Annotated in this window: 24 protein-coding genes, 1 tRNA gene and 1 other RNA gene; 3 read left to right on the top strand and 23 right to left on the bottom strand. The window is 49.6% G+C overall.

Features of this window, described 5'->3' with window-relative positions; all coding sequences use genetic code 11:
- Positions 1-41: 41 nt before the first annotated feature.
- The 14 genes from AAC007_RS03905 to gltX form a co-directional block, all read right to left on the bottom strand.
- Positions 42-854 (bottom strand): FHA domain-containing protein, encoded by an 813-nt coding sequence (locus tag AAC007_RS03905; protein WP_296433989.1) that lies wholly within the window; start codon positions 852-854, stop codon positions 42-44.
- 170 nt (positions 855-1024) lie between these two features.
- Positions 1025-1429 (bottom strand): hypothetical protein, encoded by a 405-nt coding sequence (locus tag AAC007_RS03910; RefSeq protein WP_296433990.1) that lies wholly within the window; start codon positions 1427-1429, stop codon positions 1025-1027.
- Between the two features lie 8 nt (positions 1430-1437).
- On the bottom strand, positions 1438-1890 hold the full coding sequence (locus AAC007_RS03915; RefSeq protein ID WP_295871653.1) for a YcgN family cysteine cluster protein: 453 nt from the start codon (positions 1888-1890) through the stop codon (positions 1438-1440).
- An 8-nt stretch (positions 1891-1898) separates the two neighbouring features.
- On the bottom strand, positions 1899-2177 hold the full coding sequence (locus tag AAC007_RS03920) for a YcgL domain-containing protein (RefSeq protein ID WP_295871651.1): 279 nt from the start codon (positions 2175-2177) through the stop codon (positions 1899-1901).
- Positions 2174-3292 (bottom strand): ribonuclease D, encoded by a 1119-nt coding sequence (gene rnd, locus AAC007_RS03925; RefSeq protein ID WP_339674682.1) that lies wholly within the window; start codon positions 3290-3292, stop codon positions 2174-2176. The genes AAC007_RS03920 and rnd overlap by 4 nt, the downstream gene beginning before the upstream one ends.
- Positions 3285-3884 (bottom strand): recombination mediator RecR, encoded by a 600-nt coding sequence (recR, locus tag AAC007_RS03930; RefSeq protein WP_219041708.1) that lies wholly within the window; start codon positions 3882-3884, stop codon positions 3285-3287. The genes rnd and recR overlap by 8 nt, the downstream gene beginning before the upstream one ends.
- Before the next feature lie 2 nt (positions 3885-3886).
- Positions 3887-4210, bottom strand: a complete 324-nt coding sequence (locus tag AAC007_RS03935) for a YbaB/EbfC family nucleoid-associated protein (RefSeq protein WP_219041709.1) — start codon at positions 4208-4210, stop codon at positions 3887-3889.
- Positions 4211-4337: 127 nt separating this feature from the next.
- The gene (gene dnaX / locus AAC007_RS03940; protein ID WP_339674683.1) at positions 4338-6257 is read right to left on the bottom strand and encodes a DNA polymerase III subunit gamma/tau; all 1920 of its coding nucleotides are present in this window, start codon (positions 6255-6257) and stop codon (positions 4338-4340) included.
- 114 nt (positions 6258-6371) lie between these two features.
- Positions 6372-6468: signal recognition particle sRNA small type (gene ffs, locus AAC007_RS03945), an RNA gene on the bottom strand.
- Positions 6469-6584: 116 nt separating this feature from the next.
- Positions 6585-7181: a DUF4136 domain-containing protein gene (locus tag AAC007_RS03950; RefSeq protein ID WP_295871643.1), complete on the bottom strand. Its 597-nt coding sequence runs from the start codon at positions 7179-7181 to the stop codon at positions 6585-6587.
- Between the two features lie 38 nt (positions 7182-7219).
- Positions 7220-8620 carry a DegQ family serine endoprotease gene (locus AAC007_RS03955; RefSeq protein ID WP_339674685.1) on the bottom strand — a complete coding sequence of 467 codons (1401 nt, stop codon included), beginning with the start codon at positions 8618-8620 and terminating at the stop codon, positions 7220-7222.
- Between the two features lie 97 nt (positions 8621-8717).
- Complete coding sequence (locus AAC007_RS03960) at positions 8718-8996, bottom strand: polyhydroxyalkanoic acid system family protein (RefSeq protein ID WP_295871639.1); 279 nt, start codon at positions 8994-8996, stop codon at positions 8718-8720.
- A gap of 171 nt (positions 8997-9167) precedes the next feature.
- Positions 9168-9243: transfer RNA gene (locus tag AAC007_RS03965), tRNA-Ala, on the bottom strand.
- Between the two features lie 139 nt (positions 9244-9382).
- Positions 9383-10867, bottom strand: a complete 1485-nt coding sequence (gene gltX / locus AAC007_RS03970; RefSeq protein ID WP_339674687.1) for a glutamate--tRNA ligase — start codon at positions 10865-10867, stop codon at positions 9383-9385.
- A gap of 133 nt (positions 10868-11000) precedes the next feature.
- Between gltX and dusA the strand changes: the two genes are divergently transcribed.
- The 3 genes from dusA (at position 11001) to AAC007_RS03985 (ending at position 13632) form a co-directional block, all read left to right on the top strand.
- Positions 11001-12023, top strand: coding sequence for a tRNA dihydrouridine(20/20a) synthase DusA (gene dusA, locus AAC007_RS03975; protein WP_339674688.1), 1023 nt, complete (start codon positions 11001-11003; stop codon positions 12021-12023).
- On the top strand, positions 12013-12963 hold the full coding sequence (tal, locus tag AAC007_RS03980) for a transaldolase (protein ID WP_339674689.1): 951 nt from the start codon (positions 12013-12015) through the stop codon (positions 12961-12963). The genes dusA and tal overlap by 11 nt, the downstream gene beginning before the upstream one ends.
- A 213-nt stretch (positions 12964-13176) precedes the next feature.
- Complete coding sequence (locus AAC007_RS03985) at positions 13177-13632, top strand: TerB family tellurite resistance protein (protein ID WP_339674690.1); 456 nt, start codon at positions 13177-13179, stop codon at positions 13630-13632.
- A gap of 25 nt (positions 13633-13657) precedes the next feature.
- Here AAC007_RS03985 and AAC007_RS03990 read toward each other — a convergent pair whose 3' ends face one another.
- The 9 genes from AAC007_RS03990 to AAC007_RS04030 all read right to left on the bottom strand — a co-directional run bounded on the left by AAC007_RS03990 (position 13658) and on the right by AAC007_RS04030 (position 24964).
- A complete protein-coding gene (locus AAC007_RS03990; protein WP_103684048.1) occupies positions 13658-14146 on the bottom strand; it encodes an STAS domain-containing protein in 489 nt (162 codons plus the stop codon).
- Between the two features lie 4 nt (positions 14147-14150).
- On the bottom strand, positions 14151-15332 hold the full coding sequence (locus AAC007_RS03995) for a SpoIIE family protein phosphatase (protein WP_295871627.1): 1182 nt from the start codon (positions 15330-15332) through the stop codon (positions 14151-14153).
- Between the two features lie 81 nt (positions 15333-15413).
- Complete coding sequence (locus AAC007_RS04000; RefSeq protein ID WP_339674694.1) at positions 15414-16139, bottom strand: VacJ family lipoprotein; 726 nt, start codon at positions 16137-16139, stop codon at positions 15414-15416.
- A 76-nt stretch (positions 16140-16215) separates the two neighbouring features.
- Positions 16216-16965 carry a putative DNA-binding domain-containing protein gene (locus AAC007_RS04005; protein WP_339674695.1) on the bottom strand — a complete coding sequence of 250 codons (750 nt, stop codon included), beginning with the start codon at positions 16963-16965 and terminating at the stop codon, positions 16216-16218.
- On the bottom strand, positions 16962-17828 hold the full coding sequence (locus tag AAC007_RS04010) for a DUF692 domain-containing protein (protein ID WP_339674696.1): 867 nt from the start codon (positions 17826-17828) through the stop codon (positions 16962-16964). Before AAC007_RS04010 ends, AAC007_RS04005 begins: the two co-directional genes overlap by 4 nt.
- 50 nt (positions 17829-17878) lie before the next feature.
- Positions 17879-18265, bottom strand: a complete 387-nt coding sequence (locus AAC007_RS04015) for a hypothetical protein (RefSeq protein WP_339674698.1) — start codon at positions 18263-18265, stop codon at positions 17879-17881.
- Between the two features lie 412 nt (positions 18266-18677).
- Positions 18678-22580, bottom strand: a complete 3903-nt coding sequence (gene hrpA / locus AAC007_RS04020; protein WP_339674700.1) for an ATP-dependent RNA helicase HrpA — start codon at positions 22578-22580, stop codon at positions 18678-18680.
- 58 nt (positions 22581-22638) lie between these two features.
- Positions 22639-24345 carry an AMP-binding protein gene (locus tag AAC007_RS04025; RefSeq protein ID WP_339674701.1) on the bottom strand — a complete coding sequence of 569 codons (1707 nt, stop codon included), beginning with the start codon at positions 24343-24345 and terminating at the stop codon, positions 22639-22641.
- 151 nt (positions 24346-24496) lie between these two features.
- Positions 24497-24964 (bottom strand): hypothetical protein, encoded by a 468-nt coding sequence (locus AAC007_RS04030; RefSeq protein WP_339674702.1) that lies wholly within the window; start codon positions 24962-24964, stop codon positions 24497-24499.
- Between the last annotated feature and the right edge of the window lie 11 nt (positions 24965-24975).

The raw sequence follows: 24975 nt of genomic DNA on the forward strand, positions 1-24975 counted from the left end.
CATATCCAACTGCGCTCCGCTCACTACAATATTATTTTTATCTATTTCAACTTACGGAAAACCATATCAACGCGGCCAAGACTAACCACGCACTGATCCCGCAGGATAACACTTGCACTGGCTTCGTCGTCGACACGCAGGCCGTTCGTCGAACCCGCGTCCTCTAACGCCCAATCCCCTGCTTTATATAATAGCTTAGCGTGTTGTAAGGAGATACTAGGATCATCGACGCGAATTTTAACGTCTTGACCTCGGCCTATCGTCCAAAAAGCGTCGCTTTTCTTGGCGGAAATACCGTAAACCAGCGGCCGAGATTGATTAATATAAAAAACCAGCACCACATCAGGGTCAAGCTGCTTTGCCGTAATGGTTCGCGTGATCAGCTTATCAACCGCTTCTTTGGTATAGGCAGGATTCTGGGTGGACACATTTGTCCAACCCGATGGCAATTGGTAGGATTGTTGAAAAGAAGTCTGATCTCCATCGGGCTCTTCATCAATAACCACAGAGCCACCTGAAGAGATATCTTTCTGTGGTAAGCGGGAAGCAACGATTGTTCTGCCGTCGTCGGCACTACTTTTTAAATAGTATGCTGCCTCGCCAAACTTGATTACGTCCCCCACCTTAACCTTTGTTGGACGTGTGATTTGACGATTATTCACCGAGGTGCCATTGGTGGAATTTAAATCCTCCAACAACCACTCTTCGTCAATAAAACTTAGCTTAGCGTGGCGCCGCGACAGTAAATCTTTAGCGATAGTGATGTCATTGCCACTATCGCGGCCAATCACCACTGATGTGGCAGTAATCACATGTGATTCACCACCGTCTACGCCTACTAATTCCAGATCCATCGACTTCCCTAAAAACGTTTTTAAAACGCAAACCCGCTTCTTATGCCATTTAAGGCGCTACGATCAGGCTATCCTTATTTTTGATATTGGTGCGATTCTTACGCAAAGTATAGCGAATCTACGACGATTTAAAAGCAACCAGACGAGATCCGCATCAAAGCCGAAAGAGCTCAATCCGAACCGATGCTGGGCTCTGTGCGCCCACTGGCCGCGACTTTACTCGGCGCGACCCTTTTGCCCTCATTGTTCTGACGAGGGAAAACAAACGCGAGCACAACACCAAGCACTAAGGCGAGTATTTGACCCGCGACGATGATGATCAGCATAGGTACTGCCTTTGCCACACCATCTGTAAAAATCGTCAACACCGCGCCCCCCGCAGACGGCACCCATAATTCAGACACATCGGGGTGACGAGCGGGTAAAAATAGGAAAACCACGCCAGCAATCATCAGCCAGTACCTCACCACGCCTATTTGCACGCGGCGCAGTAACATACACCAGATCAAGCCCGCCAATAATCCAACGCCAAGATATACCTGCCAAGCGAGTTTGTAATCACTCATGTCAACCATGTAGGTCCCTACTCCACCCAGTTAATAATACGATCTTCGTAATCCGTATCTTTAAGCTCGTTTTCACTAATGCAACGACCACGGATAGACACACCGGCCTCATGAACGCTATTTACATCACCAGAAATCAGGGGATGCCAATCTTCCAACATACGCCCCTCTGCCAATACGCGGTAAGCACAACTTTCAGGTAACCAATACATGTCATCGGGATCGCTATGCCTTAAAGACACACAATCCGGCACTAATTTCCTGCGCGCGCTGTAGTCGCTGCAGCGACATAAATTCGTATCCAGCAAACGACAAGCCACATCCGTGTAAAACACGTCACCATTATCGTGATCTTCCAATTTATGCAGACAACACTTACCACAGCCGTCGCAAACTGACTCCCACTCCTCGGCTGACATTTCCGCTAAGGTCTTTTGCTCCCAAAATGGGCGTCGAACAATGTCTGCCATAGCCTAATTTAGTCGTCAGTTTCCGGCCCTACCCGCGGGTTTAATCGCTCTGGCTGGGGCGGAAGTTGCAGGTAAAAGCCGTTATTTTCAATCTCGCCCATCACCTTTGCGACATCGGCCCGGGCCAATTTTCGCTCGGCATGCAAAACAATGGTCATAGAACGCTGAGGTTTACCGAAACGAGAAAGTAATTCCTCGGGCACCCGCGCTAGATCTTCCTGGTGATCCACGTACAAATACATGCCTTCAGTACGTGAGCTACGATAAACCGCGCAAATTCGTTTCATGCTTTTTTCTCACTTAACGCGAGTAATTTATCGCCAATCAAAGGCTTGCGCCATGTTGTAAGCGCATCCGGTAAACGAGCGCTGCGAATTATCTCTTCAATATCACGCTTTTTAACAAATACTTCAGGCGCCACCCCCAGCTGATCAGCAACCTCTTCCGCGACCGCCTTGAATTGCTTGTAGCGCTGCGTTTGCGCTGGTGTCAGAGGTTTTGGTGCTGGCGAAGGCAATTCACCGTCATCGGCTGAGCGCCCCTCAGCAAGCAAATCAAGTATTGCCTCACCATACCGCCGAATACTGCCCGGAGATAACTCTTTTATTCGGCTGAACTGGCTACTATCTGCGGGCTGCAGTCTTGCGATCTCAAAGCACGCGGCGTCTTTTAACACGCGACCTCTTGGAATATTTCGTTCTCTAGCTTCAGTCTCACGCCACGCGCACAGTATTTTCAAGATATATTGCTGCCTAGTACTCAACTTCCAAAGAGACTTGATACGCAGATAATACTCACTGGCATCAGTTGGCTTTTCCGCCTGCGCGGTAATGACAGCGCAATCCTCTTGCCACCATCCCAACGCCCCCTTCTCGTCTAAGCGCTTACACAGAATGGGGTATATCCGCTGCAAATACAGTACATCCAGCGCCGCGTAAACGCATTGACTCTCGCTGAGTGGACGACGCAACCAATCGGATCGGGTCTCACCTTTTTCGACATGGACTCCCAAGCAATCCATCACTAGCCGCTGATAACTTAAGCCCGCGCCCATTCCCGCCAATCCAGCGCCAATTTGGGTATCGAGCAGTGGCTGAGGAACGCACTGGAACAAGACGTTAAATACCTCTAAATCCTCACTGCAGGAATGAATAACTTTCGGTAAATCCATCCGCCGCAGTAAAGCGGTAAAGGCAGACCAATCGCTAATAGAGAGAGGGTCAATCAGGTATAGCTCACCATTTGCGCCAACCTGCAGTAATCCCGCAATCGGATAGAAGGTATCGGTGCGAATAAACTCAGTATCGATGGCTAAAAATGCGGCTGTCGCCCAATTTTTACAGGCAGCGTTCAGCGCCGCGTCGGTATCGATATAAACGCGGGATTCAAGAGGATCAGTCAATGGGACGGCGTCCTTTAAGTGCATGTGCCAGCGTGCCGCTGTCCACGTATTCTAATTCACCACCCAAGGGTACCCCGTGGGCTATGCGACTCACGGCGATTCCGCGACTGCGCATTTGCTCGGTAATATAATAAGCTGTCGCCTCACCCTCAACGGTCGGGTTAGTCGCTAATATTAGCTCGCTTACCGACAATTCAGCCGTGCGCTGAAGTAATCTGTCTATACCTATTTCCGCGGGACCAATTCCGTCGATGGGTGACAAATGGCCCATCAATACAAAGTACAAGCCCTTGTAATCGCCGCTGTGCTCAAAAGCGACAACGTCCGCAGGTGACTCAACGACACAGATTGTTTGCTGATCACGGCGCTGGTCAGCGCAAATAAAACACTGCTCATTCTCAGTCAAGGTGCGGCAACTATTACAGTGTCCAACATGCTCCGCCGCCTTACTCAGGGCAGCGGCCAAACGCGCTGCCCCCGGACGATTCCGTTCCAACAACTGAAAGGTCATACGCTGCGCAGATTTTGCACCCACACCCGGCAAACAGCGCAGGGCATCAATCATTTCATCTATTAGCGGGCTATAGCTCATATTCAGAACGGCATCTTAAAGCCGGCGGGCATACCGAGCCCAGACATCATGCCGCCCATTTTATCCTGGTTGTTTTTTTCTACTTTACGAACGGCATCGTTCACCGCCGCAGCCAATAGATCTTCCAAAATTTCTTTGTCTTCCGACATCAGGCTTGCGTCAATCGCCACTCTGCGCACATCGTGACGGCCAGTCATAGTGACCTTCACTAAGCCCGCGCCAGACTCGCCTTGCACTTCAACATTGGCGAGCTCATCCTGCGCCTTTTGCATTTTTTCCTGCATTTCGGCAGCTTTCTTCATTAATTCATTCAAATCAGGTTTCATAGTTCTATCTCATTCAGATCTTTTGAAATCTAGTTAAAAAGTAGCGCTCTATTCATGCACTTAAGCCGCTCAGTTATGCCATCCAATCGTCAACAAAGTCTAAGCAACTGGATCTAGTCGTCATGGTCTAGTCGACAAGGCGCACTGAGTCTTCATCTAGCACACCATCAAATTCCGCTATGATACGATTCACATAGTTGTCGGCGCGCAGGGCATTTTTAGCAAGGACTAAGCGCTCGTCCAAACATCTCTGTTTAAAGCCCGCTGGGGTTTCAATATCAAGCTCGGCAATAGTAACGGTGACCTGGAGCGACTTACCGAAATACTCTGAAAGCAGCTCACCTAGTCGCTCGACGTTACGATCGCTTAGAAACGCGGTGTTCGCAGAATCCACAACGAACTCGACACCGTTGTCCGACTTTGCCGCTATTTGGCAAAGCCCCGCCAAGTTTCCTAACATTCCAGGTAATTGAAACACGTCAAATTGTTCGCGCCATACCTTCTCATTGAGTTGCGAAAAATCGATTCGCTCTGTAGTCAATTCTACTCTTGAGTCACGAGCCTGTGCTATCGGCTCAATCCCCGCAACTTGCTGCTCTTCGACTACAATCGCGACTTTCTCGAGAGCTAGATCAGACGCCGCGTCAAAGCCAACGGAGCTTGCAGGTTTTTCGACGTGAGCGGCAGCTATGTCGCTTGGTATATCGTTCGAAGACATCACCTCAGGCACGCCAGGCGACTCATCTATCGCCGGCTGTGTCTGCACTTGAGAGGTGTTCTCAGTAGCTTGTTTTGCCGACGGCGAAACCGTCAAATTTTCAGGTCTTACGTCCGGCTTAGCGCTGATGCTTGTCGGCGCATCATCTGCCGAATCAAGCGTCTGCGGCTTTTTTACCGGAGCAGCGGCCTCCGCCACTGCAGATACAGGCCTAGGCAATACTTGGCGAGGCGCGTCAATAACCCCCTGGGGTTTAAACGCGAGCATTCTGAGCAGAACCATTTCAAGACCTGCTCTGGGGTCGGGCGCCAAGCCCATATCGCGACGCCCTGCCAGTCCTATCTGGTAATAAAACTGCACATCTTCTGCTGTAAGTTTGCCCGCTAACTCTATGATTTTAGAGCGATCACCAAGGCTATTATCCAAGCCATCAGGTACTGTTTGCGCCACGGCTAAGCGATGCATAACAAGCAATAGCTCACTAATTACACCGGGGAAATCAGCCCCCATTTCGGCAAGGTCCGCCACCACAGCCAGTAGCCCAGCACCATCACTGCTGGCCAAGGCTTCAATTAACCGATAAACAGAATTATGGTCGATGGTACCTAACATCTGCCGCACGTCTGCCTCACCGAGCTTGCCGGAACCAAAGGCAATCGCCTGATCCGTTAAACTAAGAGCATCACGCATACTGCCGTCGGCAGCACGACCCAATAACCACAGCGATGACTCATCGAACTGAACCATCTCTTGGTCGAGTACAGTCTTTAAGTAGTCGACAATTCGCTCAGGCGTCAGGTTTTTTAAATTGAACTGCAAGCAGCGCGATAAAATCGTCGCCGGCAATTTTTGAGGATCGGTGGTCGCCAGTAAAAACTTCACATGCGCCGGAGGTTCTTCCAAGGTTTTCAGCAGCGCATTAAAACTGCTGCTACTCAGCATGTGCACCTCATCTATGAGGTAAACCTTATAGCGGCCTTGGCTCGGCGTGTACTGGACGTTATCTAAAATTTCACGGGTGTCTTCAACCTTGGTTCGCGACGCCGCATCGACCTCTAGCAGATCAACGAATCGACCCTCGCTAATTGCGACACAGGCATTGCATTGCCCGCAAGGTTCAGAGCTAACGCCAACTTCACAGTTAAGACATTTGGCTAAAATACGGGCAATGGTGGTTTTACCCACACCACGGGTACCGGTAAACAAATAGGCATGATGAAGGCGATCGTGATCTAGGGCATTTACTAATGCCTTTAAAACGTGATTCTGCCCCGCCATTTCACGAAAGGTTTTCGGGCGCCACTTCCGCGCCAACACCTGATAGCTCATTGAACAATTCCTAACATGCAAGCAGCAAGGATACACCAGCCCAGCATGGACATAAACCAATGAAGGTAGAGGAAAATAAACGTAGACAGGGGATTAAGCAGAACTTGGTGGCGGTCCAACCAGCCACACCCCGGCACACGAGTTGATAACTACCGTTGCTCCCTTCCGGGCCTGGCGGGGTTTGCTATCTATCGTTGCGAGGGGACCGGAAGGACCACCGCAGAAGACACGCTGTGACAGTGCCTCAACGCGGGCGCTATTGTCGGCGAAACACTTGGCACATGCAAGGGACCCGCCGACGAAATCACAGGAAAATGTCGAATAATATCAACGCGCCACCGCAGAACCCGGTGGGAACTTAGCCAGAATCGCTGACACCGTTTCAAGTACATACAAGCGCCGTTCTTCTGGCGTTTTCAAGCTAGGAATAACCCGCTTTGTCATACCGCGCCACAATAATTTTTTCGATGCGGGGTCAATCACATCAATCATTAAGGTGCTTTCTTTGTAGTTTCGTACCCAGATATCGTCATCGTAAAAATGACTGCGGCCGAAATAGCCGAAACCGGGGCGATAACCACAGTGGTAGCATGGGTAATAGCCGTAATGGGTATACCAGGAACCAAAATTATCGATGGCAATTTTATCCTCTTGCCCCAACTGGTAACTCACCAATACAGACGCTTGGCTGACATCTGCGACCTGCTTCAAACCTTTCGCGGTAAATTGTGCGTCTACCGCATCCACAACTCGCTGCCGAACCAAGTCATTGTCAATTTCTGGGTCGGCATGCTTGGCGGGCAACAGCCAGGCATAAGTCGATACACCGCTAAAATCAAACTCCTGAGAATAATCGGTCGAAACCGGAACCCCAGCGCAGGCCGCCAACAAAGCCACCACAACAGCCATTACTATCTTTTTCATTACCGTCTCCCCAAGCGCTTTTAAAATACCCATTAAAACTATGACTGCAAAACAACCCAAAGCGCTAATTGGCCCCGCACCACTCGCAGCAACAAACGCCCCTTACTCGCAGACAATACCTCACTAAATTCTTTAACATCGGCAACGCGGCGCTGGTTTACTGACACGATCAAATCACCTTGCGCCAATTTTCCCGCAGCTTCTGCTGTATTCGCCACCTCAGTCACCAACACGCCCTGACCATTTTCGGCGTCGCGGAGTGTTACTCCCTTGAGGAGCTCACTGGTCGCCTCGCCAACTGTAGCGACAGGCAATGTCACCATTTCAGCGAGTTCCGCGCGAAACTCCTTTCGCTTGCCCTCTCTCAAGGCTGTAACAATAATACGATCACCAACCCGCTTTAGACCAACCGCATTGCGCAATTGTGCAGAACTAAGAATATCCTTGCCATCAACCTCGACGACGACATCGCCTGCCTGCAAACCGGCTTGTTCGGCGGCAGACCCGCTCTGAACCTCAGCAATCACCGCGCCGCGCTGATGTTTTCCGACCTTAAAGGCATCGGCCAACTCCGGCGTTAAATCCTGAATAACCACACCGAGTTGACCACGACGCACCTCGCCGTGCTCTAAAATTTGATCGATACTAACTTTCGCCATATTGATCGGTATGGCAAAACCAATTCCAACATTGCCACCAGCAGGCGCTAAAATCGCGGTATTTACCCCAATCAGTTCGCCCCTTAAATTAACAAGTGCACCGCCGGAGTTTCCCGGATTTATTGAGGCGTCGGTCTGGATAAAATTTTCATAACCTTCAATTCCCAAGCCAGTACGCCCCAAGGCGCTCACGATACCGGTTGTTACGGTTTGCCCTAAGCCAAAGGGATTGCCAATGGCTACGACGTAGTCACCTACCTCTAATTTATCAGAGTCTGCCAATTTAACGCTGTGCAAATTCTTGGCATCTATTTTTAACACTGCGATGTCGACATCGGGATCCGAGCCAACAAGTGTCGCAGTGAAATTGCGACCATCTTCCATGCTGACGGTAATTTCATCCGCGCCGTTGATGACATGATGATTAGTCAGAACAATGCCTTTTTTGGCATCAATGATAACGCCCGAGCCAGCCGCCTGGGTGCGACGTTGCTGGGGACGCTGCATCTGCTGTTCAGGCACATTAAAGAAACGTCGAAAAAATGGATCGTTCAGCAACGGGTTTTGACGAATAGTCTGCGTTGTATAGGTCGATATATTAACGACAGCAGGGTTGACGGTTTTTAGCATTGGCGCAAGGCTGGGAAGCTCGCGACCATTACCATCCTGCTGAGGGAAAAATGCCAAGCTGCCCTGAGCAAGACCAGCTAAAAAACAAAATATCAATACGCGAAGTAGTTTGTGGCGTGATGCGCGAAGCGACAGAAGCATATTAGTCATATCTTATATCAGACTCCCAATAGTCATTAACTGTGACCGTTAGAGTCCCGCTTTGGCTAAAAAATTCCGCAGAGGCATGAATTGCGCCTTATCTTTCTTAAACCAGCTTTTCAGCCATTGAGCGTGATATTTCTTTTTGAATTGTCGACTTGAAGGCGCCCATCATTAGGCCCAACTTGATATCAACCTTCACTTCGTCAATCCCCAAGGTAATTCGCCCTTTTACACCAGAACGTGCAACCTCGAGCTCATCATTATTTAGCCAGCGAGAACTCAACTGATAACGCTCTTCTAATTTGATCGCCATCTGCCGGATTAACTCGCGAAGTTCTTCTGGTTTTTTATTATGGCGTTGACGAAGAGAAATATTCGACACAGATTGATTACCCCACAAAAAGAGACGTAGCTTGATAAGACATTTGCATTATGGCACCTCACACGAAAATTGCCCAATTACTGTGCACAACGTTGACACAGCTGAAACCGTTGCACAGGATCACTAAAGTGCAGGCAAAAAAAAACCGCTTTTACGCGGTTTTTAAAACTTTGGTGGAGCTAGGCGGGATCGAACCGCCGACCTCTTGCATGCCATGCAAGCGCTCTCCCAGCTGAGCTATAGCCCCAAAGTGGAGGCTGCGCATATTACGGTCAGCCCCAGAACTTGTCAACACATCGACTTGAAATCACTGCATTTTTCTATTCATTGTCGCTAGGGAATCCCCGCTCCAACTATGAGCTAACTCCCCACATTGCAGGAATTTGCTATGCGAGCTCCTGATACTGCTTTTCCAGCTTTTTCAGGCGTTTTTTACCTACCCCACCCAAGACTTCTATGGCATGACGCAATCGCGCTCTGCTCATATCTGGGCCTAACACTTCCATCGAATCAACAACTGAGATCGACGAAGTTGTACCCGCAATAGCGATAAACAATGGCGGCATAAAATCCTTTAACTTGATTCCCAAGCCATCGGCCAAGGATTTCACCTCTGCGAAAATTCGATCACGCTGCCAATCATTTAACGATTCCAAGCGCCACGCCGCGCACTGCAACAAGGTGACTAACTCTTCTTCACTTAGACTTGAAGCGGCAAAGCTCGCGGGAGTAAGCGGCAACATACCCGACAAAAAGAACGCCGCTAACGGTGCCATATCGCTAAACACTTCAATTCGGGACTGCACATGCGGCAGCATTTTCATTAACGTCTCGCGGTTAAAGGCCCACTCTTGCATACGATCTGCCAACTGCTCAAGACTGCAATCTTCACGAAGCCACAAGCCGTTTAGCCAGCGCAGTTTTTCAACATCGAATATCGGCCCACCCAAACTCACTCGGGTGATATCGAAATTGTCGATCATGGTTTGCAGACTGAACTTCTCGCTTTCATCTGGCATAGACCAGCCCATGCGGCCTAAATAATTCAACAGCGCCTCGGGCAGGAAACCCATGCGCTGGTAGTACCAAATACTGGTCGGATTTTTGCGTTTACTGAGCTTGCTTTTATCGGGATTTCGCAACAGGGGCAGATGGCATAACACCGGCATTTCCCAGCCAAAATACTCATACAATAATTTGTGTTTAGGGGCAGAATTAATCCACTCCTCGCCGCGCAGCACATGGGTGATCTGCATCAAGTGGTCATCGACCACGTTTGCCAAATGGTAGGTCGGCAAGCCATCAGATTTTAAAAGGATCTGGGCATCCACCTGCCCCCACTCCAATTCAATTTTACCCCGCAGCATATCGTCAACTTCGCAGCGGCCATCGTCCTCAGGCACGTGCATTCGAATCACATAAGCATCACCAGCCGCTTCGCGACGCGCGTGCTCAGCATCGTCTAATTTCAGATCCGAATACTTTAGAGCGGTATGCCCCCCTGCCTCGCGACGGGCTTCACGCAGCACATCCAATTCTTCAGCTGTCCTGTAGCAGCGAAAGGCATGTCCGGCAGCAATAAGTTGTTCACAATGCGCTTTGTAAATTTCACTGCGTTCGCTCTGGCGATACGGCCCGTGCGGCCCTCCAATGTCTGGCCCCTCTGCCCACTCCAAACCCAGCCAGCGCAGTGAATCCAAAATCGCCTGCTCAGACTCTGGAGTAGAACGCTGTTGGTCGGTGTCTTCAATGCGCAGCAAAAACTCGCCACCTTGGCTTTTCGCAAAACAATAATTAAACAGTGCGATATAAGCCGTGCCTACATGCGGGTCACCGGTGGGCGAAGGAGCAATACGAGTGCGAACAGTCATGGAGTGTTTATTACCATTTGAATACAATAGACATTTAGCCTCGCATCAATTTGCGTGAGCGGGCCATTCAGGCCGCCATTATACGTTCCGGACGAGGCAAGATTCACCCACCCGCAGAGGTATTTCGCGGCAGATGCACAAAAATTTACTTAATCGCCGCTTTTGCGTCGCCCCCATGCTGGACTGGTCTGACCGGCACTGCCGTGTCTTTTGGCGCCAACTGACCACAGAAGCGGTGCTGTACACCGAAATGATCACCACCGGCGCGCTGATCCATGGCGATGCCGAGCGCCACCTCAATTTTAGTGATATTGAGCACCCTGTCGCTCTGCAGCTTGGTGGCAGCGACCCCGAGGCACTGGCCCACTCGGTAAGACTCGCTGAAAAATGGGGATACGACGAAGTGAATTTAAACTGCGGCTGCCCTTCGGATCGCGTTCAGAATGGTTTTTTTGGCGCCTGTCTCATGTCGCGCCCTGCCCTCGTTGCCGATTGTGTAAAGGCAATGAAAGACGCTACTTCGCTCCCCATTACCGTTAAGCACCGTATCGGCATTGATGAACAAGAAGGCTACGGGCCGCTGCAGGAGTTTGTCGCCGCCATTGACGAGGCCGGCACTGACGCGATCATCGTTCACGCCCGCAAGGCGTGGCTGCAAGGCTTGAGCCCAAAGGAAAATCGCGAAATTCCGCCGCTGAACTACAACTTGGTACACCAGCTAAAACAGGACTTTCCCAAGCTCGAAATTATCATCAATGGCGGCATTCAGAACATCGAAGATGCCACCTCGCAATTGTCATACGTGGATGGCATTATGATGGGCCGCAGCGCGTATCAAACCCCGTTTCTTCTGGCTAGTGTGGATTCGCAATTTTACGGCCAAGACCGACAGATCGCTGTGCGAAGTGACGTCATTCGCGGCCTATTCCCCTATATAGAAGCGGAACTTACACAAGGTACGCGGCTCAATCATATGACCCGACATATGCTGGGATTATTTAATGGACAACCCGGTGGTCGACTATTTCGACGTTATATAAGCGAGCACGGCCATCGCCCCAACGCCGGTATTGAGGTATTGGAGCAGGCATTAAGCCTTACCGAAGAAGCCCTGCAGACCATGATGACAAAAAGGACAGTAAGTAATGAGCAGTAAGTTAGAACAACTAAAGCAGTTCACCGATGTGGTTGCCGATACCGGTGATATAGATGCAATCCGGCGTTTTTCTCCTCAAGATGCCACGACAAATCCATCACTCATTCTTAAAGCCGCTCAACTTCCCCAATATCAACCGCTAATACAGCGCGTCATTTCCGCTCAGAGTAAAGGCCCCCGAGACGCCCAGTGGCTGCAAAAAACCGCCACTCAGCTAGCGGTAGAAATTGGCGCCGAAATCTGCAAATTAGTACCCGGGAAAGTGTCTACTGAAGTCGACGCCCGCCTCTCATTCAATACCGAGGCGATGATTGCCGAAGGCCGCTACATAGCCGAGCTTTACCAGCAAAAAGGCATCGCCAAAGACCGGCTACTCATTAAAGTCGCCTCAACGTGGGAAGGCATTCAAGCCGCCGCGGTATTAGAAAAAGAAGGTGTAGAGTGCAACCTGACTCTGCTCTTCAGCCTTATTCAGGCTGCCGCCTGTGCAGAAGCTGGCGCAACCTTAATATCACCCTTTGTTGGTCGTATTTTAGATTGGCATGTCGCCCGTGGTCTTACACCTGAAACGGCAAATGATGACCCTGGGGTTCAGTCTGTCATTGCCATTTACAGCTATTACAAGCAACACGACTACAAAACCGTTGTAATGGGAGCAAGTTTTCGCAATATAGGCGAAATTGAGGCTTTAGCGGGCTGCGATCGCCTAACAATAAGCCCAGCACTGCTAACTGAACTGAGTGAAAATACACAAGCCTTACCGCGCCAACTCGGTCCAGATATGAACTTCATCCCCCATCCAAAACTCGACATTACCGAATCCGGATTTCGCTGGGCCTTGAATGACGATGCCATGGCAACAGAAAAACTCGCTGAGGGTATTCGGGCCTTTGCCGCCGACCAAGTGAAACTTGAAACCCTGCTTAGCGAATGGAACTAGTACTCCTTCAATATGATATTGCCTAATGTCAAAGTTCGTAGGTATGGGTTGAGGTACGACATGCCTTCAGACTGGACGCCCGTCAGGGCGCCCCGAAGGGGTTTATCAAACCCAACATGATGGGATGCTCTCCCACCGCTTGTTGGGTATCGCTACCGCTCCACCCAACCTACAGAATCACACATCATTTTCAAATTGAAAGAGTACTAGGATATGTTTGAAAAATTAAAGCAGCTTTTTTCTGGCGTGGAAGAAGACGACAAGAAAACCACGATGTCGCTGGAGTTAGCGGCAGCAGCCCTACTTATCGAAGTGAGCAAATCTGATTACGAACAAGACCCCAAAGAAATTGAAAAAATACAAGAATTGCTGGTTCGGTGTTTTTCAGTGTCGCTAGCGAATATTGAAGATTTCATGACGACGGCAACAGCGCTTAATAAAGACAGCACCTCCTTGTATCCGTTTACCCGTTACATCAACGACAATTGCAATAATATTGAAAAATATGAGCTGATTGTCGCGCTTTGGGAAGTGGCCATTGAGGATGGGCAAATAGATAAATACGAAGATCACTTGATCCGGAAGATCTCTGATCTCATTTATTTACCTCACACCGAATTTATCCGAGCAAAGCTGACAACGACAGAAAAGCTGCTGGCAAATAGATAAGGATGGCGTTTGTGCAGAGAAAAAATTAAAAACACTGACCTTCTAGAAGCGACACTAACTCACGAAACTTAGCGTGATTACTGTCGCTCAGCCCCATTAGCGTGCGATGCGCCTCTAACACCCGCTTCTTAACAGCATCTTCGCTACAGGGTAAAACCGGCAGCTCGCCCAGGTCTTCATCGTCGAGTAGTGGCTCTTCTCGAATTCTAAACACCCGGTCGAAACCCATGCTTTCGAGCACTCGGGTGATATCGGGATTAGTGGATAAAATAAGGGGGACAAACTTAAAACGCTCTTTGGCTTTAATCGCTAATTTAGCAAGTAAACCCAAAGTAGTACTGTCGACATTTAGGGCATCAGAAAGATCAACGACAACACTGGCAAAGCCTTCAACAGATAACATCTCATCGAAAAACTCGTCCAAGGTTGTACACAGCGTCAACCGCACGTCACCAACTAGTTTGATAACAAACGCGCCGTCTTGTCCTGCTACCAATATCCTACCGGGCTGCATTTGCCTATAACCTGCACACGACTAAAATTGCGATATCGTCTGGCGCTTCGTCTATTTCTAGTAAACCGAAAGTTTTCGCCAGTCCCGTCGACATACTTTCACCCTCGCCGAGAATATCGAGCAGCTTCAGCTCTTTCTCTTCGAGGGTGTCACTGTCTAACACCTCTAGAATACCATCCGAGAACAACGTTAGCACTGCGCCCGGTGGGAAAGTGATCATATGATCACTGTACTCGGCATCGGCAAATAAACCAACAGGCATGTCGTGTTCAGGCAGAAATTCCGCCTTACCGTCTACCGCCATTGCCGGCGCGGGAAGATGACCTGCTACCGAATAACAGAGCTGATGGCACTTAAGATCAAAAGCACCGACACACATTGTTACGTGTTTGCCGATCCCCATTTCCAGTAATTCCCGATTCGCTATGGCAAGCATCTTCGCTGGCGACAAAATAGCAGTGGAACCGCGATGTAAGAAATCACTGCGCTTACGTGCAAACAAATTTTTGAGGAACACCGTCACGAAGGCCGAACTAGCGCCGTGCCCTGACACGTCTGCAACAAAGAACACCGCGTGATCTTCACCAACAATAAAGTAGTCAACAAAATCGCCGCTCAGGTACAAAGACGGCAATATAAAGTGGCAAAAACTGTAGCCGCCAATTTGCTTTGGCGTATCTGGTAGCAGAAGCTGCTGAACGTGCTTTCCCGCCTGCTGGTCTTGTTGTAACAAGGTCAAACTTTCAAGTAAATCTCGGTTCGCGTTTTCAAGCTTAGTGCGGTAGGCCAAGTTTTCGCGTTTTAGGGCGCCACGCTCAACCGCCCGATCAATAACATGGCGAATAACGTCCAAATTTTCTGGTGGGAGCATCAGATAATCAGTTGCACCGTGCCTAACAGCCTCAACAACGTCAGCGAGACTTTTGCGACGAGAAACGCCGATTAGAGGTAATTCACGGGGGTCAGCTGCCATTTTACCGAGAAGATCAATACCGCGATCATCGGGGAAATCGATGTCAACCATCACAATATCGATATCTTCTTCGCGAAACCCCACCATTGCCGTCGAGCAATCCGCAATCGCAAGCACGGACATACCCAGCTTCTCCAAGGAGGACACTAGCTCGTTGTGGACAGCATCAGCCTGCTGAACCAATAAGATACTCTGGGGAAACGTAGCTTTCATGCGGACTTTTTACTCGCATCAGCAAGAACACACAAGCCGTATTTATGCGCAGAATTTACGCCAGGGAAATCAGGCGCGAAATTAGAAATCAAAGGATTCGAAATCTTCATCGCCAAAATCATCTTTAAGCTTGCCGTCATTGATAAGAAAATCTCGGCGCTGCAAATAAACATCCTTGAAGAAGGTGTATTTATCTCCCGACACCAACTCTTCTGTCCCAAGTAAAGAGGCTCGAACTTGAATCAAATCCAGAAGGGTCATGCCGTACTGCGCACTTTCAGGATCAACACTGCGCATCACATTGGTATAAGAATCAACTCCCCTTCCAGCACCATCCCGCAAAGTGCTGGGGCCGAGAAACGGTAGCATTATGTACGGGCCATTACCCACCCCCCACACAGCAAGGGTTTGACCAAAATCCTCGGAGTCACGCACTAAACCAATCGCTCCAGCGACATCAAAAATGCCTAATACACCAACCGTTGTGTTAATAATGAACCGTCCACCACTGATCAGGACATGACTGCCATCACCCTGCAATACATTATTGCCGATATTCTTAATTTCACCGAGATTATTAAAAAAATTGGCTAAACTTTGATCAACAAACGTCGGCGTAATATTGCGATAGCCTTTCGCGACAGGCTTCAAGACATACTGGTCAGCCGTGTCATTGAATACAAAGACAGCACGATTGAGGCCCTCCCAAGGGTCGCGAGGATCGCTGTCGCTATCATTTACAGACGCATTTACGCCCTGAAATGTAGACAGCAGCGTCAATAGCAAGGCACAAGCTATTCGTTCCATTGGAGTCATATCCATCAATTCTAAAAAGCGGCTAACACTATACGCAATGCGCGCTTGCTTGGCACTAACTGCATGATTACGACTCAGCAATAATCAATATATCGAGACCAACCAACTGTGTCACAAGCTCGCGACCAAACCCCACCACCGCTTCAGCTTCAACACCAAGCTCGGCGGCAATTCCCTTAAGTACTCCGTACGCATTGAGCGAAGACGCGTCATCAAACAACGCAAGTAACCGCGCCGTGACTGCATTGATTTCTAAAAACTCAACGCTATCGGCACGGTTGCGATACACCACAATATAGGTGACGTCGCCGGTCACTTCTGCGGGACGGTTATCCCTGCTAATTTGATGGACGGGAAAACCGTAAGCCAGCGGCCAAGCGAGTGAAGACAGACGCCACCGCGCATCCAAAATATCGCTGGGAGGCTCTACTGCGGAAGGAAGTTCGTCAACAGCGACATCGAGTGCCAGCTCTACCCATTCATAATGGGCAAGCTCGGCTAAAAACGGCGGATCTACGGCTATACCACTGCGCTGATGCTGAAGATATTCAAGAAACTCTTCCGCAATTTTAAGAAAGTAAGGGCTCGCGCACTGATGCCGAATCATAAAGTCCCGCACCATCGAGCCCCAATCCGAATCGCTATACAAACTACGACACACCGGGAAGCCATTACTTAAAAAGCCATTGATATTGTTGAAAAACAAATCGCGATAAATATCTAGACGACGGCCCTCTATACCCGGCAACCCAGAAGAAGCGTCGGGATTGCGGATAAACTGGGTTAGTTCGCGCTGAACATGCTGAAAATTGCTCATCTCACAGCAACCCGGTGAGAAGCGACACTGCACTCGTTGATAGCTTGAGCACGCTTAATACGCTCTACCTCTAATACCAACTCTGCCATCGGCGGGAAATTAAAGTCCCTCTCCAGCAAAGTTGGCAAGGGACCGCAGCGCTCATAAGCCGCGTCTAGCAAGTCCCAGACAGGATCAATGACATCTGAACCATGTGTATCGACACGCAGATCATCGGCCTCATCGTAATGGCCGGCGATATGCACATACCTCGCGCGCTCCAGAGGAAGTGAATGCAAAAAATCATGGGGATCGTAGCGATGGTTAATACTGTTCACGTAGATATTATTTACATCTAGTAACAGCTCACAATCTGCCTCGGTCAGCACCGCGTTAATAAACTCACTTTCACTCATTTCCTGAGCCGGAGCTGCGTAATAAGACGCATTTTCTAGCAATATACGTCTACCTAAAACATCTTGTACTTGCTTAACTCGGTCAGCGACGTGATGAACTGCCTCGTCAGTAAACGGAATGGGCAGCAAATCATACAGTTGCCCCTCATCACCGCAATAGGTCAAATGTTCTGAATACAGAGGGCAGTCAAAATCCGCCATAAACTGCTTAATATCTTTCAGCAAGCTTGTGTCGAGGGGAGAAAAACCACCAATGTTTAATGATAGCCCATGTAAATAAACGGGGTAACGCTCAGCTATTTCACGAAATGAGCGGCCGTAGCGACCGCCAATACCTATCCAATTCTCAGGGGCAACCTCAATAAAATCAATATCGTCTGGGCTCAGCTGTTTAAACGCCGACATAAGACCTCGACGCAAACCGAGACCTGCCAAAGCAGATCTATTATTTAAGTTAAGCTCATCCATTGATACTGTGATTGCCTCTCAGAGAACCGTTAACACTAAGAAAATAATGCTTATTTCGCAGCACCGCATGACGCTTCCTTCGCCGCTTTGTCGCCGCCACACTGCCCTTCCATTGCCCCTTTATCAGCGCCACACTTCGCTTCACCACACTTACCTTCGTGGGCGGCCTTTGCCTTGTCAGCGCCGCACTTAGCTTCGCCGCATTTGCCTTCGTGCCCAGCCTTATCAGCTCCACACTTTGCCTCACCGGCTTTATCAGCCCCACACTTAGCTTCCGATTTAGCCGCTTTATCGGAGCTTCCCATCGCAAGTTCATAGCCCGCGCTCAATTGCTTGGCCGCGAACGGGTTGCTATCAGCCATCGCAGGGCTCACAGCAGAAGCCAACATCGCCGCACCAAAGGCTGCAACTAGAGGTTTTTTCGTAAAAGACGCCATTATTATTTCTCCATTCCGGCTATGCACCGAGTTAGTCTTCAAGTAAATTAAAATTCTGCTCAAAAAACAGCCAATGTATCTGAGCTAAACGGTAAAAAACGCATTTTCAGCATAGCCGGATCTCAAAATTTAACAATGCAATGATTAGCTTACGAGAACACCAAGGTTTCCGATCTTTGCCGTAAATTACGTCGCGGCTAGTACCAGACACGAATAGCTTGATTGTCACGACTATGCTTAAAGAAACGGCTACCTAGCTGTGCCCCGCCGAGACGAGAGGAATACAACTTGGTATTCCAAGTAGGCGAAGAGCCGGCGAATGGCGCCATTTAGGGTTAACTAGAATTGCCAGGGGCATTTTCCCGCCCAGCAAAGACAATCAAACTAGCGTGCCCATAGCCAATAGACCTAACTAGACTTTGAATGTTACATCTTGGGTGACACTTTTCCATAATTGCTTCAATCGTTTTTCTGATACCGGCGACCGCGTGCCGATATTTTGAGCAAACAGAGAAATGCGGAATTCCTCTAGCTGCCAGCGATAATCTCTAAGGGCGGGATGTGAAGCAAGTTCATCGGGCGCTTTCAGCAAGAAGTCACTCAACTGGTTTTGCAAAGGCTCTAAGATAAGGGTGCACTGACGATCTCGCTGATAGTGTCCATCCAGTTTTGCAAGGCGCTGCAAAATCCCCTTCAAGTATCGAGGGTACTGACTCAGTTCTTCATAATTTAACGCCGTTATAAAGCCGTTGAAAAACAAGCCGTCAAGCTGCTTATTTACGTCGTTAATACTGTGAATCCAGCTCAGCGAGTTCAGCTTTTTCAAAGCCCGCCGAATATCGGAATAATGACCCAATATTTCCGTGAGCATTTCCGCATAGCGCTCAGCGTCAGCGGTAAAACTTGCACGCCCCGCTTGCCACAGTTTGTCGAAGTGGGCTTCTGTTTCAGGTAAGTTGTCAGGATCTATCGCAAAACTTTGTCGAGCTGCGGCTATTAAGCTGTCTTCGAGCCATTTCTTTTTATCTTCACCCACAGCGGCGAATTGCAATTGCACCGCGTTATGTCGAAACAAACTCGCCCGCAATAATTTTGTCTGTTGAGACAGTCGCAGCAATAGTAATCTCAGCACCCCGTAAAGGCTCTTCTGTTTCGCGTCCTGCGCCGACTCTGCCAACTCTAAAACAACATGGTCGCCGTCATCCCGCAAACACGGATATGCAGTCAATGTTGCGCCGCCGCGCTTAAACTCATGGCGCGTTTCTAAGCGACCAAAATTCCAATCTTGAAGTACTTTACTGTTAAAACTGCCACTGCTTTCTTCCGCAATACCCTGCTGAACTTGATCGGCAAGTTGGGTATTTAACAGCCTTAAATCACGCCCCTGTGCCAATAGTTTTCCGGTATTGTCCAGCACACGAATATTCATTAAGTAGTAATCGTCAATGCGATTGGCAGCCCACTCATTAATATCGATCTGCAAACCGCTCAAGCGCAACAAGGCTGTCGCAAGCTGTGCAAGCAGCCCCTGTTCGCCCACCTTAAGCATCGGCATAGCGCGATCAACATAGTCCGGCACCGGCACCAACTGCTTGCGCTGCGCCTTTGGCAGGGTTTTCACTAGAGCAATGCACTTCTCTCGCAACAAACCCGGCACCATCCATTCGAGTCGCCCCGCAGGTAATTGCGCTAAATTCCCCAACGGCACCGATACACTGACACCGTCGGCGGGGTGACCTGGCTCGAAGTGATAGCTGAGCGCGAAGCTAATGCCGCCACACGTTAAAGTATCTGGAAATTGCTGTTCGGTGACATCACCACCGCCGTGGCGCATCAATTCGCCGCGCGTCAAATACAGTGTGTTTGGGGGAGCCGTTGCTTTTAGCCAGTGTTCAAGGTGCTTGGCAGTGACGATACCCGCCGGAATACGCTCATCGTAAAATCGAAATAGCTCATCATCAGACACCAATATATCTCGACGACGAGCCTTGTCTTCTATCTCCGCAATATCAGCGATTAACGCTTTGTTATGTTTATAAAAATCCGCGCGGCCTTGGTAGCGGCCTTCGACTAACGCTTGCCGAATAAGAATTTCGCGGCTTTCTTCAGGCGCAATCGGGCCGTAGTGAACACGCTTTTTATCGCGAATGACCAAACCGTATAACGCGGTTTGTTCAAAGGCCATAACTCGGCCGCTGCGGGCCTGCCAATGTGGCTCTGAGTAACTACGCTTAAGCAAACTATCATTGACACCAAACACCCACTCGGGATCAATTTTTGCGACACAGCGCGCATACAATTGGCTTGTTTCGGCTAACTCCGCCGCCACGATCCATTTTGGCGGCTTTTTGAATAATCCCGAGCCAGGAAAAATATGTAACTTTCGATTGCGTGCACCGGTGAATTCACGATTCTCGTCCTTGGTCGCTATTTGACCGAGGAAACCAGGTAACAAGGCGCGGTGAATACTCTCATAACCGGCGGCTTCTTTATTCTGCTTTAAGCCTAACTGCCGACACATCAGGGTTAGCTGATGATGCACTTCTCGCCACTCACGCATTCTCGTCCACGACAAAAACTCACGCTGACAAAGCTTTCGCCACTGATTTGCCGACAGCGCCTGACGCTGTTCCTCGGCGTAATCCCACAGCGCCACAAAGCCGGCAAAATCTGAATCTTCCTGCCAAAATCGGCGATGCTTCTCATCCGAGGCCTGCTGCTTATCGGCGGGGCGCTCACGGGGATCTTGAATACTCAAAGCACTTGCAATTACCAGCATTTCGCGAAGACAGGATGCGTCTGCAGCTGCCAATAGAAGACGGCCAATACGCGGGTCAACGGGAAAACTCCCAAGCTGTTCACCCAGTTTTGTTATGCGCCCCTCATCAACCGCGCCCAGCTCTGCCAGCAGCGCAAAACCATCGTTGACAAACTTTTTATCCGGCGCGTCAACGAAGGGGAAATCTGAAATATCGCCCAACTTCAGCTGCAGCATTTGTAAAATAACGGCCGCTAAATTTGTACGCTGAATTTCCGGCTCGGTGTACTCTGGCCGGCTCAAATAATCGGCTTCACTGTATAGGCGATACGCAATACCCGGCGCCACGCGACCGCAACGACCCGCTCGCTGATTGGCGCTGGCCTGCGAAATGGCCTCAATCGGCAGACGCTGCACTTTGCTGCGCACACTGTAACGACTGACCCTCGCTGTACCCGCGTCTATAACGTAACGAATCCCGGGCACGGTGAGTGAGGTTTCTGCCACGTTGGTGGCCAATATCACCCGCCACCCCCGCCGTGCCCGCAAATCAAATATCCGTTGTTGTTCTGAGCCACTTAAGCGCGAATACAGCGGCAATATCTCTGCCCCCGACAATTCGGCGCGTTTGAGGTGGCGGGTTAACTCGCGAATATCGCGTTCGCCGCTAAGAAATACCAGCGTGTCACCGTGACGCTGAGCGCCCTCCGCCATCAGCTCCCGAAGCACCAACTCCACTGCTTCGGCCAAATCATTGTCGGCACTCAGCTCCTCTTGAGGTCGATAGCGATACTCCACCGGATAGCTGCGACCAGACACTTCAATAACAGGAGCATCATTGAAGTGCGCAGAAAAGCGCTGCACATCAATTGTCGCGGAGGTAATGATGAGCTTTAAATCAGGCCGCTTCGGTAAAAGCGTTTTTAAGTAACCCAATAAAAAGTCAATGTTCAGACTACGTTCGTGGGCTTCGTCAATAATAATGGTGTCGTATTGACTGAGAAATCGGTCGCGCTGGATAGCAGCCAGTAAAATACCGTCAGTCATTACCTTAATATAGCTATTCGGCGAGGCTACTTCTTGAAAGCGAATTTGAAAAGCAACGCCTTCGCCGAGCTGGGTGTTAAGTTCCTCTGCTAAACGCTGAGCCACCGCCCTCGCAGCCAAACGTCGGGGCTGAGTGTGGGCAATTAAGCCCGCAACGCCACGCCCCATCTCCAGGCAAATTTTCGGTATTTGGGTGGTTTTACCCGACCCCGTTTCCCCGGCGAGCACCACGACCTGATGCTCGCTAATTGCCTTGCGAATATCATCCAGCCGCTGCGCAACGGGCAGATCCTGAGGATAGACAATTTTAGGCAGGCTCTCCTGGCGCGCCTTCCGCCTAAGTACGGACGCGTTAATACGCTGAGCCAGCGCGAGCAATTTATCGCCAATGTCAGTGTTTTCTCGATCTTGCTTGGCGAGCTGACGACACTGCCTCGCGAATGCAAACTGATCGCCCAACATACATTCGTCAACACTGGCCAGTAGTGAGGCTGCGGTAATTTCTGGCATACATTCCAAATAAATAAAAAAGGCGCCATCAGGCGCCTTTTTGCAATGAGCTGAAAATTTAATCAGCCTTGGCGAGCTTGGCAAGCTCCTCGTCTCGAAGTGAACGACGCAAAACCTTACCAACGTTGGTTTTAGGTAATTCATCGCGAACTTCTATATAACGCGGCATTTTATAGCCGGTTAAGCGTTCACGCAAAAATGCTTTCAGCTCGTCCTTATCAATGTCGCCATTTTTAGCAGCAACGAAGATTTTTACCGCTTCGCCTGACTTCTCATCAGGTACACCAATCGCTGCGCACTCTGCAATATTGGGATGGCCACTCAGCACATCTTCAATTTCATTGGGGTAAACATTAAAGCCAGAAACGATAATCATGTCTTTCATGCGATCAACGATCCGCATATAACCGTCTTCTTGCACAACCGCAACATCACCGGTATGCAACCAGCCATTTTTAATGGTCTTATCAGTTTCATCCTGGCGCTGCCAATAGCCCATCATCACCTGCGGGCCTCGCACGCAAAGCTCACCGCGCTCACCGATTCCCACGTCCTCACCACCCTCGGTGACGATACGAATCTCGGTGCCCGGCAGGGCAATCCCGATAGTGCCGATTTGATTGGCACCACCTGGGTTAATTGATACCACCGGCGAGGTTTCAGTTAAGCCGTAGCCTTCGTAAACCTGCGCCCCAGTCATCTCCATCCACTCTTTCGCCGCACCCGCAGTTAATGCCATACCACCTGACAAAGTGGCTTTGACGGAGGAGAAATCGAGTGTTTTAAATTCCGGGTGATTACACAGTTGAACGAAAAGCGTATTGATACCGCTCATGCCGCTCCAGCGCCAGCGCTTCATTTCTTTAATTACACTGCCCAAGTCACGCGGATTTGGAATAAGCACCGCGTGATTACCCTGCATCATGACGCAGAATGACAGCATAAAAGAATAAATATGGTAAAGCGGCAGCGGTGACAAAAAGGTTTCTGTCGCCTCGTTCAAGCCATAGCTTTCAAACAGCTCCTTACTTTGCAGGACATTGGCCATCAGATTGCGATGACTGATCATGGCGCCTTTAGACACACCGGTTGTACCGCCGGTGTACTGCAATAAAGCGACGTCTTCTGCACCCGGTGAAGAAGGGGTGTATTTGCCGCTTTTACCCAAGGACAATGCCTTTCGGTATGAAATCTGATTTTCAAAGCTAAAATCAGGCACCATTTTCTTAACACGCTTGACTACGACGTTAATTAATGGCCGCTTAAAGCCGGTGTGCAGATCGGCTATTTCAGTGACAATCACCGTTTCTACTGGTGTCTCTGGGACAACCGCCGCAGCTGCCTCGGCAACGTTTGCCAAAACAATTAGCGCTTTCGCCCCTGAGTCATTCAGTTGATGTTTCAGTTCGCGCTCGCTGTAAAGTGGGTTGGTGTTAACCACGATCAGGCCCGCGCGGATTGCACCAAAAAGTGCGACCGGATATTGGATAATGTTTGGCATTTGCAAGGCAATACGGTCACCGGCCTTCAGGTTGGTATGGTTCTGAAGGTATGACGCGAATTGAGCAGATAAGATATCTAGCTCGCGATAGGTAATAGTTTTACCCATACACGATATAACTGGGTGATTCGCAAACGTTGTTGCGCAGTAGGCAAACATGTCCACCAGATTAGCGTACTGAGCAAGATCAACACTACTCGACACATTTGCGTTTTTCCGCGCCGCACTTATTGCTGCTGCGATTTCTTCCATTGCTGCTGACAAAGTCGTCCCCTCGTAAGGCCTTTTTGTTATTAATGCCGGGCCAGATGACAGGCAGTCTGACCACGGCTACTAAAGGTGGCAAGCTATCGATATTTGTACTCACTGTCAACACTAGTGCACTTTGCGAGCGGCTTTGTGCTGTTCCCCTAGCTTATCCCTCAACGCTGGCGGGTTCCGCTACACGATATTGCTCAGGATCAATAAACATCAGCTGCAAGACCAGCTCACCACTGCGCCGCAGATCCGCGGCCAAAACCAGTGCATTAAGATGACCATCGATATGACTTATAGCTGGAATATTAAATACAAGTTGCTGGCCGCTATCATCGCTCATCACAATTGGCTCTGATTTAGTCTGTATCACCTTGACCAACTCGGCGCACAACATCTGCAATTGCAGTTTAAACGCACTGAAATTTAAGTGACCGCGAAACTCTTCAGGCATTAACTGCAATCTAACCCGCACTGTAGATTTATCCGGCATGTCCATTTTGGTCAAAAACAACTCCCGACCAGCCTCTAGCTCCTTAAAATAACGTTTCGCCTCGGTGCGGCCCACATCTAGCAAGCAGGTCTTAAATAAATTTACTGAAATTGTCAGTACGCTCGATGTATCCATATTCACTTTCA

Origin of the sequence: uncultured Zhongshania sp., assembly GCF_963975605.1 — a bacterium.
Classification (GTDB): domain Bacteria; phylum Pseudomonadota; class Gammaproteobacteria; order Pseudomonadales; family Spongiibacteraceae; genus Spongiibacter; species Spongiibacter aquimaris.

Coding starts and splice junctions, on each gene's coding strand:
- AAC007_RS03905 (WP_296433989.1), bottom strand. CDS start 854: ATGGATCTGGAATTAGTAGGCGTAGACGGTGGTGAATCACATGTGATT.
- AAC007_RS03910 (WP_296433990.1), bottom strand. CDS start 1,429: ATGGTTGACATGAGTGATTACAAACTCGCTTGGCAGGTATATCTTGGC.
- AAC007_RS03915 (WP_295871653.1), bottom strand. CDS start 1,890: ATGGCAGACATTGTTCGACGCCCATTTTGGGAGCAAAAGACCTTAGCG.
- AAC007_RS03920 (WP_295871651.1), bottom strand. CDS start 2,177: ATGAAACGAATTTGCGCGGTTTATCGTAGCTCACGTACTGAAGGCATG.
- recR (WP_219041708.1), bottom strand. CDS start 3,884: ATGAGCTATAGCCCGCTAATAGATGAAATGATTGATGCCCTGCGCTGT.
- AAC007_RS03935 (WP_219041709.1), bottom strand. CDS start 4,210: ATGAAACCTGATTTGAATGAATTAATGAAGAAAGCTGCCGAAATGCAG.
- dnaX (WP_339674683.1), bottom strand. CDS start 6,257: ATGAGCTATCAGGTGTTGGCGCGGAAGTGGCGCCCGAAAACCTTTCGT.
- AAC007_RS03950 (WP_295871643.1), bottom strand. CDS start 7,181: ATGAAAAAGATAGTAATGGCTGTTGTGGTGGCTTTGTTGGCGGCCTGC.
- AAC007_RS03955 (WP_339674685.1), bottom strand. CDS start 8,620: ATGACTAATATGCTTCTGTCGCTTCGCGCATCACGCCACAAACTACTT.
- gltX (WP_339674687.1), bottom strand. CDS start 10,867: ATGACTGTTCGCACTCGTATTGCTCCTTCGCCCACCGGTGACCCGCAT.
- dusA (WP_339674688.1), top strand. CDS start 11,001: ATGCACAAAAATTTACTTAATCGCCGCTTTTGCGTCGCCCCCATGCTG.
- tal (WP_339674689.1), top strand. CDS start 12,013: ATGAGCAGTAAGTTAGAACAACTAAAGCAGTTCACCGATGTGGTTGCC.
- AAC007_RS03985 (WP_339674690.1), top strand. CDS start 13,177: ATGTTTGAAAAATTAAAGCAGCTTTTTTCTGGCGTGGAAGAAGACGAC.
- AAC007_RS03990 (WP_103684048.1), bottom strand. CDS start 14,146: ATGCAGCCCGGTAGGATATTGGTAGCAGGACAAGACGGCGCGTTTGTT.
- AAC007_RS03995 (WP_295871627.1), bottom strand. CDS start 15,332: ATGAAAGCTACGTTTCCCCAGAGTATCTTATTGGTTCAGCAGGCTGAT.
- AAC007_RS04000 (WP_339674694.1), bottom strand. CDS start 16,139: ATGGAACGAATAGCTTGTGCCTTGCTATTGACGCTGCTGTCTACATTT.
- AAC007_RS04005 (WP_339674695.1), bottom strand. CDS start 16,965: ATGAGCAATTTTCAGCATGTTCAGCGCGAACTAACCCAGTTTATCCGC.
- AAC007_RS04010 (WP_339674696.1), bottom strand. CDS start 17,828: ATGGATGAGCTTAACTTAAATAATAGATCTGCTTTGGCAGGTCTCGGT.
- AAC007_RS04015 (WP_339674698.1), bottom strand. CDS start 18,265: ATGGCGTCTTTTACGAAAAAACCTCTAGTTGCAGCCTTTGGTGCGGCG.
- hrpA (WP_339674700.1), bottom strand. CDS start 22,580: ATGCCAGAAATTACCGCAGCCTCACTACTGGCCAGTGTTGACGAATGT.
- AAC007_RS04030 (WP_339674702.1), bottom strand. CDS start 24,964: ATGGATACATCGAGCGTACTGACAATTTCAGTAAATTTATTTAAGACC.